A 17,497-nucleotide genomic window follows, 5' to 3' on the forward strand; every position below is an offset into this window, starting at 1 on the left:
GAAGCCGATTGCACAAGGAGCCTTTCGGAGATGGGCGGACTCAGAACTCTGCCTTTCGGCGACACGGTTCAGGACCGGTTTGAGCTTTCCAGTCTCATCGCCTTTGTGAAGCGCAATGCCCGATGGATCATCGTTTCGGCGGGCGCCGCCCTGATCCTGGGGTTGACCTTCTATGCGCTCGCGCCGGCGCGTTATCGCTCCATGGCCGAATTGGTGGTCGACCCTCGCGGCATTCCCATTTCCAGGAGCGACGCGGCGGCGGCCCAGGGCAGCGACGGTCTGTTGCTCGATCTCGAAACCCAGCGCTATTTCCTGCTGTCGCGGACGGTGCTCGGCGCCGTGGTCGACAGCGAGCATCTCGACAGCGACCCACGCTTCCTGCCGCCGGGGCGCATCCGGGCGCTGTTCGGCCTGAAGCTGACGCCGGAGGAGCGCAGAGAGGCGGCGATCACTCAATTGAGCAACGCGGTCGAAGTCTCCCGGGGCGAACGCGCCTATATTCTCGACGTGATCGTGACCACGGGCAACCCCGAGCTTTCCGCGCGCATCGCCAACGCCATCGCGCGCACATTCCTAGAAAAGCAGAATATCTCGCGCAACCAGGCGGCGCAGCGCGCGAGCCAGGCGCTCGTCGAGCAGGCGGACCAGCTGGCCGAAAAAATCCGGAAAGCGGAAGCCCAGGTGACCCGCTTCAAAGCCGACCATGATCTTTCGACCTTCGATGGCCGACTGACCATCGAGCAACAGATCAGCGACGCCAATCACCAACTCGGCCTTGCCCGAACGCAAGCCGCCGATCGGCTGGCCTATTACGAGGAAGTGAAACGTGTCGAGAAGTCGTCGGGCGACGCCTATTCCTTGACGGGCGCCGCACTATCGCCGGTCTTGACCAGTTTGCGCACGCAATACGCCGCCTTGCTGCAGCGGAAAGACGCCTCCGACGCCCAATATGGACCGCGGCATCCCAGCGCCATCGAATTACGCCAGCAGATCAAGGGGATGCAAGTTCAAATCCAGCAGGAGATCGCCCACGTCGTGCAGAATGCCTCCAGCGCTTATCGCCAGGCCAAGAACAAGGAAGACGCCCTGCACGCGGTCCTCACCAAGCTGGAGGACAAGTCCTATGAAATGCGGGACGCCGTCGTCGAGTTGAACGCGCTCACGCGCAATCTTGATACGTACCGGACCCTCTACGAGTCGCTGGTTTCCCGCGCCAAGGAGCTCGACGAGAAACAAAAGGTCAATGATTCCACCTCGACCATCATCAGCGAGGCCGTGCCCAATCCCAAGACGTCGGGACCGTCCTTGCTGCTGATCCTGGGCGGCGCGCTGATTTTCGGCATTGGCGTCGGCTCCGCCCTGGGCTATGCGCGCGACCTCTACGGCGCCGGCGCCGGCGGCTCGGAAGCGGGCGTCGATCGATTGCTCAGCGTTCCCGTGCTCGCCGAACTGTCGCCGGCGATGCTGGAGGAGGGGGACGGGCCACCCGGCCAGAGGCTTGCGCGCCAGATGCGCCGCATCCTCGCGCCGCTGATCGACTCGCTGTCGCCGGAGCGGCCGCGCGTCATTCTGATCTGGGGGCTCGAGCACGATCCGCGCCGGACGCAGTTCGCCTTCGATCTCGCCGCGACGGCTTGCGTTGACGGCCAGCGCGTGACCTTGGTCGACGGCGATCTCGATTCCAGCGCGGCCATGGAAGATTGGCGGCTGAAAAAGGAACGCCTGACCGGCGACGCTCACGGCCCCGATCACGCCGACGCGCCCGACGGACTTGCGCTCGCGTCTCTTCGCATGACCAAGGGGCTGTTCCGCCGCGGGCCGAGCGCCCGGCAGATCCGCGCCGCGCTCGCGCCCCATCTCGAGGGCGATGCGCAGCTCGTCCTGATCAGCGCCGCCACGGCCTCCTTCGCCCTGCCTTATGCGGGCCTGGCCGACGCGATCGTGCTGCTGCTCGACGGCGCCACGGTGCAGCCGCGCTCCCTGGTCGATCTGTCCAGGGCGTTCAGCCCGGAGGTCGAGAAGATCGCGGGAACCGTGATCGTGCGGGAGGCCCTGCGCGCATGACCGTCGCGGCCGGCGAAGCTTCGCAACTGGCGGAGCCGGCGAAGGCGGCGCCCGCCGCTTTGTTCGCCGCCGCTCTGGTCGTCGCCTCGCTGTGCTTCAATTTCGTTCTGTGTTTCGTCAATACGAAGCTGTTCAGCGTCAACGCCGGGCTCGTCATGGGCGCCGAAGTCATGCTGATCGGCTCCGCATTGCTCCTGGTGTTGCGCGACAACCCGCCGCTCTATGCGGTGCTCGCCGCCTATTTGTCCTACTCTGTCTTTCTCGCCTCCATGCAGGGCGCTTTCGACATGAAGTCGGTTCGCGACGTGCTGATTCCGATCGTTTTCGTCTTTGTCGGACGGCGGCTTGGCGACCCCGCGATGGGCGACCGTCTGGTCGCGATCTGCGTCTGGATCGTGCTCCTGGTCGGCTTGTGCGAATTCTTCTTCCTCACCCAATATCTAAAATTCATCGACATTTTCGCCTATTATGTGTCGCGCGGCACCGTCAACGCGGCCGCCTCGGACACGACGGGAACCCATCTTTTCGCCAGCGGCATTCGTCCGGAGGGCCGCAGCCTGTTGCCGTTTCTCGGCGACCATCGCGTGTCCTCGGTGTTTCTTGAGCCGGTGTCCGTCGGAAATTTCGGGGCCATCGCCTTTTCCTGGACGGTCCTGCGCAATTTCAGGCGTCCGCTGGCGATGCTGGCGAAATTGCTGCCGGTGGTCGCGATCTTTGTGCTGGCCGACGCGCGCTTTGGCTTGATGGTGTCGCTGAGCTGCTTCGTGGTTTTTCCCGCCGCGAAATATATCGGGCGCGTTCCCATGCTGCTCGCGCCGTTTTTCGCGCTGTGGCTTCTGGCGATCGTCGGAATTCTCAACGAGAACACGCCCTGGGACAACGGTCTGGGCGGCCGCTTGCTGGTGTCCGGTCAGATGTTGTCGGGGCTCGACCTGTCGGAGGTCCTGGCCTTCGTGCCGGTGACGCGCTTCGTCTCGGATTCCGGCTATACTTATTTGCTGACGAAAACCGGCTTGATCGGGGTCGTCGGACTCTGGGGCCTGTTCGTCCTCTATCCCGCCAAAAATGACGAGGAATGGCGCTTTCGCGTCTTCGTCGCCGTCTACATCCTGGCGCTGCTGACCATCAGCAACTCGCTCTACTCGCTGAAGACGGCCGGGTTGCTCTGGTATCTCGTCGGATGCGTCGCGTCACAGCCGGCGTTGCGCGCCGCGGCCCCCGACGGCGCCGGCCGGCGCGCCGACGCGCCCGCGTCCTGGGGCGCGCATTTCAGTCATCAGGGCCGCTGACGGCGCGCGCCGGTTGCGTCTGGGGAGGCGCGGGGGCCTGATCGGCGTCGGCGTCCTGGATTCTCAGCAGGCGCTTGAGCAGATCGGTCAGATTCGCCACCGCCAGGAAGGTGGCGGGGACGAAAATCAGCGACAGCAGCGTCGAGAAGATCAAACCGCCGATCACAGCGATCGCCATGGGCGAGCGGAACTCGCCGCCGATGCCGAAGGCGAAGGCGCTGGGCAGCATGCCCGCCACCATCGCCACCGTGGTCATGATGATCGGCCGCACCCGCTTGAGGCTCGCCTGGGCGATCGCCTCGCGTCGGGGGACGCCGCTCTCGATCGCTTCCAGGGCGAACTGGACCACCATGATCGCATTTTTGGTGACAATGCCCATCAGCATCAGAATGCCGATCCACACCGGCGTCGTCAGCTGGTTGCCCGACAAGGCGAGCGCCAGCACCGCGCCGCCGATCGACAGCGGAAGCGAGAACAGGATCGTGATCGGCTGCAGGAAACTGCCGAACAACAGCACCAGCACCGCATAGACCACGATCAGCCCCGCGATCATGGCCTGCGAGAATCCGTCCGAGAGCTCGTTGAGGCTTTCCGCGTCGCCCGATTGCCCGACCGTCGTTCCCGGCGGCAGGCTCTTCATCACCGGCAATTTGTCAATTTCCGCGAGCACGTCGCCGAGCGCGGCATTGCCGGAGAGGTCCGCGGCGACCGTCGCTTCCCTTCGGCGGTCGGACCGGCTGATGTTCGACGGCCCCTGGCGGAAATTCAGGTCGGCGATGGCGCCGAGCGCGATGAAATCGTTGCGCCCTCCGGGAATTTGCAGGTTCTTCAGCGTCGTCAGATTGCTGCGGGACTGGTCGTCGAGCAGCACGCGGATCGGAACCGTGTCAGTCCCGTCGCTGAATCGGGCGAGGGCGGGCCCGACATCGCCGATGGTGGCGACGCGAATCGATTGGGCCAGGATTTCGGGGGCCACGCCGAGGCGCGCGGCGAGATCGAGGCGCGGCCGGATTTCGATCTCGGGCCGCTCCAGCGTCGTGCCCGAGATCACATTGGCGACGCCGGGAATTCGGCGCATCTGGCTGGCGAGCTCGTTGGCGACGTTCACCACATTGCGCGGATCATTGCCCCGCACCACCAGAGACACCGCGCGCAGGCCGTTTTCATCGACGAAGTAGTGGCGAATGTCCGGAACCTGGCGCAAGCGCCGGCTGATCTCCTGCTCCCGATTGCGCTGGGTGATCTTGCGGTCGGCTTTCGGCGTGTAGTTGATGATCAGCTGCGCGCGCCGATACTCGATGCCGCCGCCATTGACGAAGACGGTCCGCACCTCCGGCAGCTCCCGAATGACGCGGGTGATGTGGTTGGTGACGTCTTCTGTTTCCGACAATTGTGAGCCGGGCGGCAGTTCGACGGCCATCACGGAGCGCGACGTATCCTGAACCGGCAGGAACCCCTTGGAGAGCAGGCCGATGCTGGCCACCGAGGCGGCAAAGCAGAGCAGCCCGACGACGATGACCAGCGGATACATGCGGATCGATCCATAAACGAAACGCTTGTAGGCCCGCGCCACCGGCCCGCTCGCCTCCTCTTCGCGGCTCGGACGCGGCCGCATCAGATAGGCGGCGAGCATCGGGGTGACAAAGCGCGCCGCCAGCAGCGAGAAGAACACCTGGACGGCGACGGTGATGCCGAATTGCTTGAAGAACTGCCCGGCTATGCCCGACATGAAGCTCGCCGGCGTGAAAATGGCGATGATCGTCAGGCTGATCGCGATCACCGCGAGCCCGATCTCGTCGGCCGCTTCGCCCGCGGCGATCCGCGCGGACTTTCCGGCGCTCATGTGGCGCGCGATATTTTCGATTTCGACGATGGAATCGTCGACGATAATGCCGGTGCTGAGCGTGATCGCCAGGAAGCTGACGAGATTGAGCGAGAAGCCCAGCAGGTCCATCGCCCAGAACGCCGGAAAGATCGACAGGGGCAGAGAAAGCGCGACGATCAACGTGGCGCGGAGGTCGCGCAGGAACAGCCCGACGACCAGCACCGCGAGGGCGGCGCCTTCGAACAGCGTGTGGATCGCCGCGTCGTAATTGCCGCGTGTGAAATCGACCGAAGTGTCGATCTGGCGCAGATTGAAGTCCGGATGGTCCGCCCGCAGCGCGTCGACCCGCTTTTGCACCTCCTTGGTCACCACGACATCGCTGGCGCCGGCCGAGCGCTTGATGCCGAGCGCGACCACGGGGGCGCCGTCCAGTCGGGCGAAATTGCGGCGCTCGCCGATCGCTTCCGAGACATCGCCGAGATCGGCGAGCTGGACCATGCCGCCGCTCGGCAGCGCGAGCATGACGCCCCTGAGCTGTTCGACGGTCTGGGCGGAGGCGATGGTGCGCAGCGCCTGGTCGCGGCCGCCGACGTCGGCGCGCCCGCCGGCGACGGTGACATTCGTGCCGCGCAGCCTTCGGCTGACGTCGATCGCCGTGAGACCGAAGGCTTGCAGGCGATCGGGGTCCAGGGACACGCGGATTTCGCGCGAGACGTCGCCGATCAGCTCGATCTGCGCGACGCCCTTGATCTCCTGCAGAGACCGTTTGACGTCGCGCATGAAGGCCGAGATCTCGACATTGGTCTTGTTGGGCGAGGACGCCGCATAGGTGACGATCGGCAGGCCGACGACATCGACGCGCTGGATCAGCGGGTCTTGCGCGTTTTGCGGGAGTTCCGGCTTGACCCTGGTGACCGCGTCCTTGATGTCGTTGAGCGCCCGGTCGGATTGGGTTTCGAGGCGGAACTGGATGGTGGTGATCGACAGGCCGTCCGTGATCGACGACATGATGTGCCGGACGCCCTCGACACCGGACACCGCGTCTTCGATCGGCCGTGTGACCTGGGTTTCGATCTCGTTTGGAGAGGCGCCGAATTGCGAGACGACCACCGAAATCACGGGAATGTCGGCGTTGGGAAGCCTTGTGATCGGCAGCCGGTTGAAGCTCGTCCAGCCGAGGAACAGCAGGACCAGGGAAAAGACCAGCGACGGAAAGGGTTTGGCGATGGCGTAAGAGGAGACCTTGAAACCCATGGGCGAGCGTCCTCTGCAGTCCCAAAAATTGGACCGATGCTCTCCGCCTATTCGAACGCGACGACGCGATCGCCTGACCGAAGACCATCAAGAATTTCAATGCGGCCCCGGTCCGGCGCGGCGTAGCGCACTTGCCGTTCGACCGGCCCCGATCCGGTGATGACTTTCACAAAGGCTTTGTCGCGCTTGAACCGAACGGCTGACAGCGGCAGGATCAGGCCACAGCGATCGGCAAGCCGCACATCGGCGCTGACGAACTGCCCCGCCTTCAGTCCGTCGCCGCGCGGGATCGCGATGCGGGCGTGAGCCATTTGCGTTGCGGGATCGACCACGGACGCCGGCGCCTGCACGACGCCTGAAATCGGCGGCTGGTCCGGTCGCAGGATCTGGGCGGCGAGCCCCTTCTTGAACCGCAGCGCGTAAAGGCTCGGCACCTCGGCGAAGACGTCGAGATCGGGACCGAGCGCAATTCGGAATTGCACCGCGTCGGGCGACGGGGAGGGATTGCGGCCGACGATGTCCCCGACCCGGGCGTTGACGACGGTGACAATGCCCTTCACGGGCGAACGCAAGCTGGTCTGCGCCGGCGCGGCGGGCGGTGGGCCTTCGAGCCTTGCGCGCAAAAGCTCCTCGCCCGGTTCGACGCCGTCTCCGGCGTTCACCAGGACTTCGGTGACGCGATAGCCCGGGCTTTCCAGGCTCGCCCCCGTTTCCGCGCGCGCGACGACGAAGCCCGAAACGCGGATCGACACGTCATAACAGACGCGCTCGACGGTGATGACGCTCGGCCTGTCCGCCTCCAATTCGCCGGCGCGGCTCCCCGCCGGCGGCGCGAGAAGCGCAACGCTTGCGAGAAACAGCGCCGCCGCGCGCCTTTCACGATGGGCGCAGGATTGCGCGCCGCGATCCCCTGTCATCACCGCCCCGCGGTTTTCGACATGATGTTCACGACTTCGACCCGCCGGTTCTCCGCGGCCTCGGGTTGATCCTTGTTCTTCAGGCGCGTCTTGCCATAGCCGACGGTGATGAGATCGGCGGGATTAAGGGCGAAATGCTTGACCAGATAGGTTTTGACCGCCTGGGCGCGCCGCTCGGACAGCAACAGGTTCGATTGGTTCGAGCCCTTGGCGTCGGTGTGGCCGGCGATCAGGAAGGTGCTGCCCTTCATGTCCGGACTGCTCAGGGCGCGGCCAAGGGCGTCGGCGAGCTGCACCGAATCGCCCTTGATGACATCCGAATTGTAGCCGAACGCGATCAGGAGATCGCCGGAGGGCTTGTCGACGATCACCTCGGTCATCTTGTCGCGCTCGGAGGGCGACAGCGCCTGTTGCTTGGTGCGAACCGAGTTGATGAAGCTCTCCTCCCGCTCGACCGCCGCGGAGGACGAGGTCGACAGGCTGCGCGTCTTCACCGGCGTCAGCGCCTTGATGATGTCTTCCGTCGTCGTTTGCTGCGCAAAGGCCGGGGCGACGAAGGCGCCTGGCATTGACCAAACCGTTGCTGCAATTGCAACGCTCGCCAAGAGACCATGAAAACTCTTACGCATGGAACCCTCCATCTGCCAATTCAGCTTCATGAATGCGGGTCTCATCTCAGCCCGTAGCTGATGTACTCCTGTTCAATGTTCGGATCGATTGCGAGGGCGGCCTGAAAGTCCTTGTCGGCGCCGGCCTGTTCTCCGGAGCGCAGCTTTGCGATGCCGCGGCCATAGAGCGCGGAGGCAAAGCGATCCTTCATGCGTATGGCTTCGGAATAATCCTGGATCGCGAGCGTGTATTCGCCCAGCTTGAGATGGATCAGCGCCCGGCTGTCCAAGGTTTCCGCGAAGGTCTTCAGCAACGCGTCGCACGCCGCCGCGGCTTTTTGCAGCTCGTTGCGAATGGCCCGCAGCCAGCAACTGTTGTTCAGCGCCTTGGGATTGTCGGGTTCGAGCGCCACGACGCGATCGAAGTCGGCGAGCGCCTGCGCGTAATCGCCGTGCTGGGCGAGCAGGACGCCGCGATCGAACAGCGATTGCGCGTCGCGCGCATTGGCCGCGATCAGCGAGTCCAACTGGGCCTTGCGTTTCCCTTCCGCCTCGCTGTAGGGGCGAACCGCGTCCTCCTGGTTGGCCGGCGCCACGGCTTCGACCGGCTTGACGGCGACTGCGGTCGCGGCCGGTCCGTCCGCAATCGCGGCCTCGACAACCTGCTTTGACTTTTCCGGCTTTTTCTCGGGCGCGGTCTCGGCTGTCGCCGGAGTTTGGGCTGCGAACGTCGCATTGGGGTCGAAGCTGACCTTGACCCCGGTTCCGGCAAAAATCGCGGGCGTCGCATGGTTGTCGGACTTTTTCGCCAGCACATCGCGGGCGGCTTCGAAGGCCTGCACCACCGAGACATTCTGCTTGCGGATCGCCGCGGCGATTTCGGCGCCGAAGGCGTCGCCCTCGCCTGCGGCGCTCGACAGCACCGAACCCGGCCCGATGGAATAGACGAACACGTCCTTTTCGGCCGGATTGGCCGGCGCCAGCCCCGCCGAATAGCTGCGGAACCGGCGTTCGAACGGATTGCGTCGCGCCGCATCGAGCAGGACCATGCGCTCCCCGACGTGTTTCTCGCCGGCGCGCGCCAGAATGTCGGATATGGCCACGCCGTCGCGCGCCACATCCGATTCCTTCCAGATGCGGGCGTCCGTCGGAACGATATAGTTCTTGTGATCCACCTGCAGGCCGTAGCCGGCGAAGAAGACGAGCGCCGGCGCGCCCGGGCGGATCGCCGACACAAACCGGTCTATGCTCGCTTGCAGGGCGCTCTTGGTCGCGTTGTCGACCTCTTCGACGACATAATTGCGCGCGCGCAACGCATCGCCGATCCTCTTGGCTTCGCCGAGCGGCGCGGCGAGCGTGTCGTCGCTGTCCGGATAGGTCGAATTCGCCACCAGGAGGGCGACGCCGCGCGGGGCGGTCTCAACGGCCGATAAAGACGCGGGCGCGAACGACGTCGCCAAGGCGACGAGAGCTCCAAGCGGACGTAAGCTGCGCATTTTCGTTGCACCGAGGCGTGACCCACCGGCGTCAGCTTATTGCGCACAAAAGTAGTTGTCTAGAATATCTTTGTGACGCCTATTGCGGAAACGCTGGTTTAAGCTTCTGAATTGGCGGAAAAAATTTCATTTTATTGTCTCTGGCACCGCGAACCGGGCTTCATCTTTTGTCGGCGTTGATGACGCGGTAGTAACCGCGCTTTTCCGCGCGCCGATTTGGGTGTATTTTACCCACGCAATTGATTGAGCGCTTTCAGGCAGAAGCCGTCCGATGAACTTTGGCCGAAAAATTCTGCTGTTGATCTGCGTCGCCCTGTTCGGGGCGTTCGCGCATCCGGCTCTTGCCGACAAGCGCGTGGCCCTGGTGATCGGCAATTCCGCCTATGCGCATGTCGCGACGCTCGGCAATCCGGAAAACGACGCCCAGGACATAGCCGCGACCCTGCGCACGCTGCATTTCGACGTCATCTACCGGATCAACGCCGATGAGCGCGGCATGGCGGCCGCGCTCGAGGAATTCGAGAGGAAGGTGAGCGGCGCCGACACCGCGCTGTTCTTCTTTGCGGGACATGGGCTCCAGCACAAGGGACAGAATTATCTGCTGCCGATCGACGCCAATCTCGAGGACGAAGTCAGTCTTAAATACAATACTTTGGCGATCGAGCGGGTTCGCGACGCGCTCGACGCGGCGCCGGGGGTCAAGATCCTGGTGCTCGACGCCTGCCGCAACAATCCGCTGTCGGACAGACTGGTGCGCACCGCCGGATTGACCCGCTCGGCCACGGCCACGCGCGGCCTCGCGCGCCTCGATCGCGCCGAGGGCATGGTGGTCGCCTATGCGACCCAGGCCGACGCCGTCGCCCAGGACGGTTCGGGACGAAACAGTCCGTTCTCCGGGGCGTTGAACCGCCGGCTGGCCGAGCCGAATCTCGAAATCGCCACGCTGTTTCGCCGCGTCGCCCAGGACGTCTACGAGCAGACCGGCGGCAAGCAGAGGCCGGAATTGTCGATTTCGCTGCTCCAGGATTTCTACCTCAATCTGAGGGAAGACGATTCGCAGGCCTGGCGGCGCCTGGGCGGCGCCCCCTCCGAAGCCGAATTGCGGGATTTCATCGCCAGGTTCCCCGCCTCGCCTTTCGCGCGCGAGGCGCAGAACCGGCTCTATGTCATCGAAAGCGCCCGCGCCGACGAGCAGAAGCGCAAGGAAATCGATCGGCTCGAAGCCGAACTGAAGCAGTTGCGTCAGCGGGAGGCGGACCGCGTCGCCGCGGAGGAGGCGGAACGGCGGCGCCAGCAGCGGGAGCGCGACCAGACCGAACGCATGGCCGCCTTGCAGCGCGAAAAGGAGCGCCTGGACTCGGAACGGCGGGACCGCGAGCAAAAGGAGGCCGAAGCGCGCGAATTGGCGCGGCTGGACGCGCAGAAGCGCCAAGCTGAGCAGCTCGCCGCCGCCCGGGACGCCGAGGCGAAAGCGGCCGCCGAACGGCTCGAGCAGCAGCGGATCGCCGCGGAAAAGGCGGAAGTCGCGCGTCGCGCGGCCGAAGCGGCCCAGGCGGAGGCGGCCGAGAAAAAGCGGCTGGAGGCCGAGCGTCTCGACGCTGAGCGTCGGGCGAAGGAGCGGCAGGCGGCCGACGAGCGGGAGCGCAAGCGCATCGTGGCCGAGCGGCTGGAGGCCGAAGCGCGCGAAAAGGCCCGGATCGCGCAGGAAGAACGCGAGGTGGCGGCTTTGGCCGAGAAGCGCCGCGCCGAACAGATCGCCGAGCAGGCGCGCGTCGAGAAGGAGCGCGTCCGCATCGCCAAACTTGAAGAAGACAACCGCCGCCAGGCGGCGGAGGCGGCGGAGAAACAGCGTCAGGCCGAGCTTTGCCTGGGGGAAAGGGCGACGCTTGCGCGGCTCGCCGGCGACAAGAAAACCGAGGATTTGAGGAGCTTCCGCGCGCAGGCCCAGTGTCCCGGGCTGGCGGCGGCGATCGATTCCGCGCTCGAGTCGATCCTCAAGGCCCAGGAGCAGGCCTGCCGCGACGAGAATCGCGCCTTGCGCAAGATCTCGGAGAGCGACTTCAATGGCCTGAAGCTGTTCGCCGCCTCGGCGGCCTGCGGCGACGCCAAGGCCAAGGCGGCGGAGAAAATCGCGCGGCTCGAGGCGGAAAACGCCAGGATCGAGGCGGATTGCGCCGCCGACAACAAAGATTTCCAGCGCTTGCACGCGCGATTGCAGGCCAAGGAGGAGGTTTTTCGCGATCTGAAGGCGTTCCAGGCGCGGTTGCGCTGCGACCGGCTGCGCGACTCCGTCGCCGACGCCGTCCGGTTGGCGACGCCGCCGGTCAATACGCCCGAGCAGGTCAAGACCGCGCAGATCGAATTGCAGCGCATCGGCTGTTACAGCGGCGCTGTCGACGGCGCGTTCAACGGCAAGATCAAGAGCTCGCTCAAGCAATATTGGAGCGCCAAGGGCGCCAAGCCCGACGAAATCGCGGTGGATGACGGCGTGGTCGGCGCGCTCAAGGGCGAAGCGGCCATTGTCTGCCATTCGGACGCGCCGGCTGTGGTGGAAGAGCCGCAAAAGCCCCCGCGGCGCCATCCCGTGGTCGAGCGCGAAGAAGAGCGCCCAGCGCCCGTGCGGCGCAAGAGCCATGCGGTCCGCGAGGAGGCGCCCGAGCCTGCTCCCGTCCACCGCAAAAGGCCGGTGGTTTCAAGGCCCGAGCCCGTTCATCACGCCGCCCGTCCCGCCCATCAGGCCCGCCCGGCGTCCCGGCCGTCCGGTCCGAGCGCGTCCAGCGGTCGCCCTGCCGCGATCATGGGCGCCGGGTTCTAGACGAGCTGGCGCAGGCTGCGAAAAGCCGTGGGCCGCCCCCGCCCTTCGAGACGCCCGCCCAGGCGGGCTCCTCAAGGCGAGGGCTACTCAATTGTTTTATAGGGATAAAACCCTATTCCACCTGGATCGCGGTCACCAATTCTCCATCGCGGACGAAGGCGGCGGAGCGCAATACGACGAGCTCGCCTTCCTTTAGTCCCGAGGTCACTTCGACGTCGTCGCCGGAAATCATCCCCAGCGAAACCAGGCGGCCTTCGACGCGCTTGTTGGCGACCACGAAGACGATGGTTCCGTCGGCCTCGTAACTGACTGCCGAATAAGGGGTCCCCACGCCGCAGCGCTCGCCCGCGGCGATTTCCGCGCGCGCAAAAGTCCCGACGCGGGCGTCGCCCTCCGACAGGATCTTGATCAGAACCTGGCCTGATTGCCTGGCCGGATTCAGGTTTGGCAGGATCATCGCGAGCTTGCCGGATAGGGGAGGGCCGCCGACGGGATAGATGGTCGCGGTTTGGCCGAGCTTCAGCTTGGCCACGTCCTGGGCCGAAACGTCGGAGCGAAGTTCGAGTTCGCCGCGGACCGCGATCCGAAACAGCGGGCCCTGGCGGCTGCTGACCGGCGCGCCCGTCGCCGAGGGCGCGCTCATCACAAGGCCGGACGCCGGGCTGCGCACGTCTTCCGACGCGGGCGAGCCATCCAGGGGGGTGAGGCGCGCCAGGATCTGGTTCGCGGCGACGCGCTGCAAGGGTTCGACCAGCAGCTCCGTGAGCTTCATTCCTTCGCGGGACGCTCCGGCGTCAGCGGTCTGAGCCGCGCCGATGGTTCCGGTCGCGCGCACCATATCGGTGAAACACATCGGCTTTGCCGCGCGGACGCTCACCGACAGCGGCGTCGCCTCGCCGCCGCCTTCGGCCGCGGCTGGAGACATCGGCAGCGCCCATGCCAGCGCCAGGACAAGCGTCGCTCCGTTTTTCATCGCTCGCCTCTTTTCTCGTTCCTGTGTTGGCTCAGAAGTCCGCTGGGGGCTCGATGGTGGGGGCGAGGGCTGCGTCGATGGACAGGGATCGCAACCGCCCGCTCACTGCGAAGGCTGGGCGTCCCGCGATTTCAGACAGAAAAAGCGCGCCGGGCGCGAAAAGCGCGGAAAACAAAAGGCTCGTGATGCGTCGGCCCATTGGCCCGCTCTCGATCGCGACAATGGTTGAAAATTACGCGAACCGCCCGGGCCGGTCAATTGGCTCCCGTGTCGCGGCGTTGGGGTCACTGGCGGGGGAGGGTTTTCCGCTTTACCTTGTCGCTGGAGCGTGACCTCATGCCAAAGCTGCGAATGATCCGGCTTGCGATTGGCCTGCTGGCGGCAGGGGCGATTTTCACGCCGCCTGCCGCTGCGGCGGGCCGGGCGCTGGTGATCGGCGTCGATGATTACGCGCATGTTCCCAAACTCCGGGGCGCGGTCGCCGATGCGCGTGACATTGCGCAGGCCCTGCGCGCCACTGGCGTCGCCCATATTCGCGTGCTCACGGATCGGGAGGCGCGCCGGGACGTTGTCATCGACGCCTTTGAAAAGCTGGTGAGCGGCGCGCAGCGCGGCGAGACCGTCTTCATCGCCATCGCCGGCATGGGCGCCGCGGAGCCCGAGCGCTTCAAGGGATCGCAGGCGGATGGCCTCGACCCCGTTTTTCTCTTGCAGGCCTTCGATCCTCGCGATCCCGGTCTTGCCTCGGAGAAGATCGTCGAGGCCGAATTCAACCATTACATCCGCAGGATCGAGGCCGCGGGCGGCCGCGCCGTGTTTGTCGCCGACACTTGTTTCGGCGGCGAACTCGCCCGCCCCGTCGACCCGCGCGCCGGCGCGATCGCCTATCGCTGCATGAGCTATGCGCCGGTCGGCGACGCGATGCGGGTCGTCGCCGGCCATGACGACGCCTTTGCCGCACGGGCGAGCTTTGCCCGTTCGTTCGTTCTTGCGGCGGTCGACAAGCCGTTGCGGGCGCCGGAATTGAACATTCCCGGCGTCGGCCCCCGCGGCGCTCTGTCCTACGCCTTTGCGCGGGCGATCGAAGGGTCGGCCGGCGATGGTCGGCTCGGCATGAACGCGATCTTTCCCTATGTGCGCCAGGTCGTCCACCAATTGAGCGACCAGCGCCAGGTCGTGGAGCTTTCGCCGCGCGACGCGTCCGAGCGCGAGCCTGTCGTCACCCGCGGCGTGGCCGCGCCTGACGGGTCCGGATCGGCGCGCCCGGCGCCGCCGCCGGACGCCTCCCGATCGGCCAAACGCGCAGCCCCGCTGGTGGTCACGCTGGCGGCCCTTGACGGGCGCAACGATCCGTTGACCGACCTGCCGAAACTCGTCTCCGTCGCGCTGGTCGCGCCCAGCGACGACCCGGACCTCGTTTGGGACCCGGTCACGCGGGACGTGCTCGCGGGACCGGACATCATCGCTCGCGACATATCCGTGAGCGAACTCGCCGGGGTCGTGGAGCGCACCGTCCTGCTCAAGGCGCTGAAACGGGCGGCGGCGCTGCATGTGCAAGACATCCGCCTGCTGCCCGGCGACGACCTGCATCGCAAGGGATCGCGCGTCGAGGTCGAGATCGGCCAGCTCAGCGGGCGCTATCTGCTGTTGTTCGACCTCGCCGGCGCCGGTGCCGCGCAATTGCTCTATCCGCTCGGCTCTGATCCGCCGCGGCGCGACGACGGCCAATATTCCGTCTCCCTGTCGGTGCGCGAGCCCTATGGCGCCGATCTGATCGTCGCGATCTCGGCGAACCAGCGCCTCGATGAGTTGGAACGGCTGGTGAAACGATCCGGGCGCCGGCTCAACGCCAGCCGTTTCCTCGAGCTGCTGTCCCAGGCGGAGCGGCAGGATCTGCGCATCGGCTATGTCGGGCTGTTCACGTCGCCGTAGTTTTTGTTCTTTTTCCTTTTCTTCTCGAGCGCGGGTGTGATTTGCTGAAGAGCAATCCGAGTTCAGCATATTTGCGGAGATGTTGATGATTTTTTTCGCGATTTTGCTAGAATAATTCTTCGTGATGGGGCGTGGGGCATTTTTCAGGCGAAATCATTGTTCTTGCGAACAGGATGGACGGCATGAAATCGAATCTGGCTTTCGGGCTCGCGGTTTCTGCGGGTCTGAGTCTCGCCGGCGCCGCGGGGGCGGAGAGTTTGCCGGCCGATCCGGCGCTCGCCCTCGTGCCGAAGGCGCTTTCCGACGATCTCCAGCCGGTCGCGTCGAGTGAGATCAAGGCCGAGGCGCGCCCGTCCGCCGCGCAATGTCTCGGCCCGCAACGCCAGCTCCGCCGTGTCGCCTTGATGGCCGGACATGCCCGGGTCGAAGCCGATCGGCCGGCGGCGCCGGTGAGGCCGGTTCCGCCGATCTTTGTCATTGGGGTCGGTTATTGACGGGCGGGGCGCCGTTAACGTCACGTTAACCGACCTGTTAACGTGACCGCCCTTGTAACTTGCCACGCGATCGGGGATGATTTCGCCCGCTTCGGCGGAGGCTGAGGCGCGTCGGGCTGGGGTGGGACAACGTGGCGCGATGACGGTTAAACAAAAATTCACAGTTCTCCTGATCGACGATTCTCCGGAAATCCTGGATACGCTGGGCGCGCTGCTGAGCGAGGACTACAGGGTCCTCGCCGCCCGGGACGGACTGGCTGGGCTCGACATCGCCACACGGCGCCCGCAGCCGCATCTCATCCTGCTGGATGTCATGATGCCGGATGTCGATGGCTACGCCACTCTCGCGCGGTTGAAGGAAAATCCGCTGACCCGGGATATTCCCGTGGTGCTGCTGACCTCGCTCACCGATTCGGTCAACGAGGAGCATGCCTTTGAGCTCGGCGCCTCCGACTATATCGCCAAGCCGATCAAGCCCAATGTGCTCAAGGCGCGGGTGCGCGCGCAGATCGAGGCGTGGCAGGCCCGCGAATTCCTGCGGACGCAGAACGACCAGCTCAAGGCGAATCTTTTGCGCTTCGAGGCCGACAACGACCTGACGCACGCCTCCGCCATCCGCATTCTGGCGCATATGTCGGGAATGCGCGACAACGCCACGGGTCAGCATTGCGAACGCGTCCAGGACTTCGTCTGGCTGCTGGCCCGATTGCTTCGCGAGCACCATCGGTTCAAGGACACGCTCACCAACGACTATATCGACGTGCTGGTCCAGTCGGCGCCGCTCCACGATCTCGGCAAGGTCGGCATTCCCGATCGCATCCTGCTCAAGGCGGGTCCGCTCGAGGCCGAGGAATGCGAGGTGATGAAGAGCCATGCGCGGCTGGGCTGGGACGCGATCGAGCAGGTCGAGCGCGAACTCGGGCGTTCCGCGCCCTTTCTGTCCGTCACCAAGGAGATCGCCCGGTCGCATCACGAGCGATGGGACGGCGGCGGTTATCCCGACGGACTCGGCGGCGACGCCATTCCGGTTTCGGCGCGGCTGGTGGCGCTGGCTGACGTGTTCGACGCGCTGATTTCTCGGCGTCCCTACAAGGAGCCGTTTTCGCTCGACGAAGCCCGCGACATCATCGCCGCGGACCGCGGCCGGCGCTTCGATCCCGACGTGACCGACGCGTTCGTCGCCCATTTCGAGGAATTCGTCGAAGTCGTCGAAAAATATCCGGAACGGGGTTAAACAGGCTTCTGAAAAAGACGTGGAACGCCCCCGCCCTTCCCAGACGCGGGCTCATCTGTGGTTCTCTATGGGCATGGTTCTTCCGGATCGCTTGCGCGACACCGACACGCAAGGCGTCCGCGCCCGTCGCCGGGATCGGCGTCCATGGCTTTGAAGCGCCGAATCCTGCGCTTTTATCCGCGCTATTCCCCCGAACAGCTTTTTGGCCTCGCCTCCGACATCGAATCCTACCCGTCCTTCGTGCCGGGCTGCCGGGCGGCGCGGATCGTCGCGCGCGACGGCGGCAGGCTTCGCGTCGAAAATGTCTTTGGCTTCGGTCCGTTGCGCCATGTCTTCGAAACCCGCGCCGAGTTGAAACCTCCGGGCGAACTCGTCATAGTCTCGCGCGATGGCCCCTGGCGCTGCTTTTCCATGATCTGGCGTTTCCTCCCGGAGCGGGCGGGATGCCGCCTGTCCTGCGATGTGGCGCTGGATTTTGAATCGCACATGCTCAATCTCGTCGCCTCCGTGGGGGCGGCGGAAGTCGAGCGGCAGGTGCTTGCCGCCTTCGAGCAGCGCGCGGCAAAATTGTTCGGGCCGGCGGAGAGGTTTTGATC

General features: G+C 65.3%; 12 protein-coding genes. 7 read left to right on the top strand and 5 right to left on the bottom strand.

What is annotated here, in order from left to right; translation table 11 throughout:
• The first annotated feature begins 30 nt into the window (after positions 1-30).
• Positions 31-2,064 (top strand): GumC family protein, encoded by a 2,034-nt coding sequence (locus tag M2320_RS18530; RefSeq protein ID WP_264598544.1) that lies wholly within the window; start codon positions 31-33, stop codon positions 2,062-2,064.
• Positions 2,061-3,353, top strand: coding sequence for a surface polysaccharide polymerase (locus M2320_RS18535; protein ID WP_264598545.1), 1,293 nt, complete (start codon positions 2,061-2,063; stop codon positions 3,351-3,353). The genes M2320_RS18530 and M2320_RS18535 overlap by 4 nt, the downstream gene beginning before the upstream one ends.
• Here M2320_RS18535 and M2320_RS18540 read toward each other — a convergent pair.
• The 4 genes from M2320_RS18540 to M2320_RS18555 all read right to left on the bottom strand — a co-directional run bounded on the left by M2320_RS18540 (position 3,334) and on the right by M2320_RS18555 (position 9,417).
• A complete protein-coding gene (locus M2320_RS18540) occupies positions 3,334-6,432 on the bottom strand; it encodes an efflux RND transporter permease subunit (RefSeq protein ID WP_264598546.1) in 3,099 nt (1,032 codons plus the stop codon). The two genes, M2320_RS18535 and M2320_RS18540, sit on opposite strands and share 20 nt — an antisense overlap.
• 47 nt (positions 6,433-6,479) lie before the next feature.
• The gene (locus M2320_RS18545; RefSeq protein WP_264598547.1) at positions 6,480-7,349 is read right to left on the bottom strand and encodes a hypothetical protein; all 870 of its coding nucleotides are present in this window, start codon (positions 7,347-7,349) and stop codon (positions 6,480-6,482) included.
• Complete coding sequence (locus tag M2320_RS18550; protein ID WP_264598548.1) at positions 7,349-7,918, bottom strand: OmpA family protein; 570 nt, start codon at positions 7,916-7,918, stop codon at positions 7,349-7,351. Before M2320_RS18550 ends, M2320_RS18545 begins: the two co-directional genes overlap by 1 nt.
• 101 nt (positions 7,919-8,019) lie before the next feature.
• Positions 8,020-9,417, bottom strand: coding sequence for a tetratricopeptide repeat protein (locus M2320_RS18555; RefSeq protein WP_264598549.1), 1,398 nt, complete (start codon positions 9,415-9,417; stop codon positions 8,020-8,022).
• Between the two features lie 307 nt (positions 9,418-9,724).
• Here M2320_RS18555 and M2320_RS18560 point away from each other — a divergent pair, with 307 nt between their 5' ends.
• A complete protein-coding gene (locus M2320_RS18560; protein ID WP_264598550.1) occupies positions 9,725-12,268 on the top strand; it encodes a caspase family protein in 2,544 nt (847 codons plus the stop codon).
• A 112-nt stretch (positions 12,269-12,380) separates the two neighbouring features.
• On the opposite strand, the gene M2320_RS18565 is transcribed toward M2320_RS18560, so the two are convergent.
• Complete coding sequence (locus M2320_RS18565; protein WP_264598551.1) at positions 12,381-13,241, bottom strand: efflux RND transporter periplasmic adaptor subunit; 861 nt, start codon at positions 13,239-13,241, stop codon at positions 12,381-12,383.
• A 336-nt stretch (positions 13,242-13,577) separates the two neighbouring features.
• On the opposite strand from M2320_RS18565, the gene M2320_RS18570 reads away from it, so the two are divergent.
• The 4 genes from M2320_RS18570 to M2320_RS18585 all read left to right on the top strand — a co-directional run bounded on the left by M2320_RS18570 (position 13,578) and on the right by M2320_RS18585 (position 17,495).
• Positions 13,578-15,173: a caspase family protein gene (locus tag M2320_RS18570; RefSeq protein WP_264598552.1), complete on the top strand. Its 1,596-nt coding sequence runs from the start codon at positions 13,578-13,580 to the stop codon at positions 15,171-15,173.
• Positions 15,174-15,355: 182 nt separating this feature from the next.
• Positions 15,356-15,667, top strand: a complete 312-nt coding sequence (locus tag M2320_RS18575; protein WP_264598553.1) for a hypothetical protein — start codon at positions 15,356-15,358, stop codon at positions 15,665-15,667.
• A 139-nt stretch (positions 15,668-15,806) separates the two neighbouring features.
• Positions 15,807-16,901 (top strand): HD domain-containing phosphohydrolase, encoded by a 1,095-nt coding sequence (locus M2320_RS18580; RefSeq protein ID WP_264598554.1) that lies wholly within the window; start codon positions 15,807-15,809, stop codon positions 16,899-16,901.
• Positions 16,902-17,045: 144 nt separating this feature from the next.
• Positions 17,046-17,495 (top strand): type II toxin-antitoxin system RatA family toxin, encoded by a 450-nt coding sequence (locus tag M2320_RS18585; protein ID WP_264598555.1) that lies wholly within the window; start codon positions 17,046-17,048, stop codon positions 17,493-17,495.
• Positions 17,496-17,497 lie beyond the last annotated feature (2 nt).

It is taken from the genome of Rhodoblastus acidophilus (assembly GCF_025961575.1).
GTDB lineage: Bacteria > Pseudomonadota > Alphaproteobacteria > Rhizobiales > Beijerinckiaceae > Rhodoblastus > Rhodoblastus acidophilus_C.